This window comes from Peribacillus sp. P4_C12 (genome assembly GCF_056402095.1).
In genome coordinates, this window is sequence record NZ_JBFUIB010000624.1 from 1 (window position 1) to 1,889 (window position 1,889).

The window sequence follows — 1,889 nt, forward strand, 5'->3', positions numbered from 1 at the left end:
CATTGTATGACCAGGCTGAGGGTATCACCAATCGATCGTTCAAAAGTAAATATGGATGAAATAAAAAAAACCGAAGGCGTTCTTGGTGTCATTGAAGAGGAAACGATTCAAATCGTTCTAGGTCCAGGAGTAGTGAACAAGGTTTATGCAGAATTTGAAAAGCTTCTCGCATCTTCTGGAAATTTTAATTTAAAAGAAACAGCTTCCAAGAACAAATCAGAGATTGATAGGAAAAATGCAAAACCTTTTAAACTATTTTTACGTAGAATTGCGAGTATCTTTATCCCGTTAATTCCTGCATTAGTAGCTTCAGGCCTGATTACAGGAATTACAAAAGCGGTCGTTCAAGCGGGCTGGCTTGCGGGAGATTCACAATTAGCCATTATATTAACTGTTATCGGATCTGGATTATTTGCTTACCTTGGGATTTTAGTTGGGACGAATGCAGCAAAGGAATACGGGGGATCACCTGCACTTGGTGCATTGGCTGGTATCTTGGTTATCAATCCGGCAGTCGGCGACATTTCATTGTTTGGTGAAAATTTGCTCCCAGGACGTGGAGGATTAATTGGAGTCCTTTTTGCCGCGATTTTTATAGCATTTGTGGAAAAGCGGGTAAGGAAATTCATTCCTCAATCACTGGATATAATTTTGACTCCAACCATCGCTTTACTTATTACAGGGATTGTCACTTACATTGTTTTTATGCCGGTAGGAGGGTTTTTATCGGATACGATTACGACCGGATTATTAAATGTATTAGATATAGGTGGAGTAGTAGCTGGATTTGTGCTTGGAGCTACATTCCTACCGCTGGTCATAACTGGTTTGCATCAAGGTCTAACACCTGTTCATCTTGAATTGATCAACGCGATTGGAGACGATCCTCTGCTTCCCATTTTGGCAATGGGTGGAGCCGGTCAAGTAGGAGCGGCATTTGCCATCTATTTCAAAACCAAGAAAGCAAGCTTAAAGCGAGCGATAGGCGGAGGTCTTCCATCAGGAATGCTTGGTATCGGCGAACCTCTTATATTTGGTGTGACATTACCACTCGGCCGTCCTTTCTTAACGGCATGTTTAGGGGCAGGGGTAGGAGGAGCATTTCAAGCGCACTTCGGAATTGCGACTACTGCAATCGGTGTATCTGGATTACCACTTACCTTTTTAGTTCATCCAAACCAAATTGTGCTTTTCTTGGCAGGGTTATTCCTTTCCTATGTAGCAGGATTTATTTTTACGTATTTATTTGGATTTAAAGATGAAATGGCAGTTGAATTCAAGTGATTGGAATCTCTTTTTATCTACAAGACCCAGATGCAGAAACACAAATCATTCATGCAGCAAACCTAGGTGTGAAGCGAGCATTTACCTCGCTTCATATTCCTGAAGAAAAAGGTGATCACGTACAAAGAATGGTAGAACTATTAAAGCTTGTAGAGTCATATGAAATGGAAATCCATGCAGATGTCTCAATAAACACGCTTAATCATTTGGGAATTAGCAATTTTGAGGATTTATCTTCATTAGGGGTAAAGGGAATTCGCTTGGATGATGGGTTTGACTATGAAACGATAAGATCTTTATCTGAGGTATTTTCTCTTTCACTAAACGCAAGTACGTTAAAGGAAGATGAACTAATGGCGGTACTTGGGAGCGGAATAAAACCTGAGAGTCTCATAGCCTGGCATAACTTCTATCCAAGGCGTGAAACGGGTCTCGAGGAAGAATTCTTTCAAAATCAAAATCAAATGTTCAAGAAATATGGGATACCTATTGTTGCTTTTATCCCGGGTTCAGGAAGTAAGCGAGGACCCCTTCATGATGGTCTTCCGACGCTTGAAAAACACAGGTTTATGAATCCTTTTGCTGCCGGAGTTGAACTGTTTCAG

The 1,889-nt window shown here is 40.9% G+C and carries 2 protein-coding genes; both read left to right on the plus strand.

What is annotated here, in order from left to right:
• On the plus strand, positions 1 to 1,284 hold a 1,284-nt coding region (locus tag AC1DUW_RS27310; RefSeq protein WP_477643987.1), incomplete at its 5' end, for a PTS transporter subunit EIIC.
• The coding region (locus tag AC1DUW_RS27315) for a MupG family TIM beta-alpha barrel fold protein (protein WP_477643988.1) at positions 1,281 to 1,889 on the plus strand (609 nt) is incomplete at its 3' end. The genes AC1DUW_RS27310 and AC1DUW_RS27315, both read left to right, overlap by 4 nt.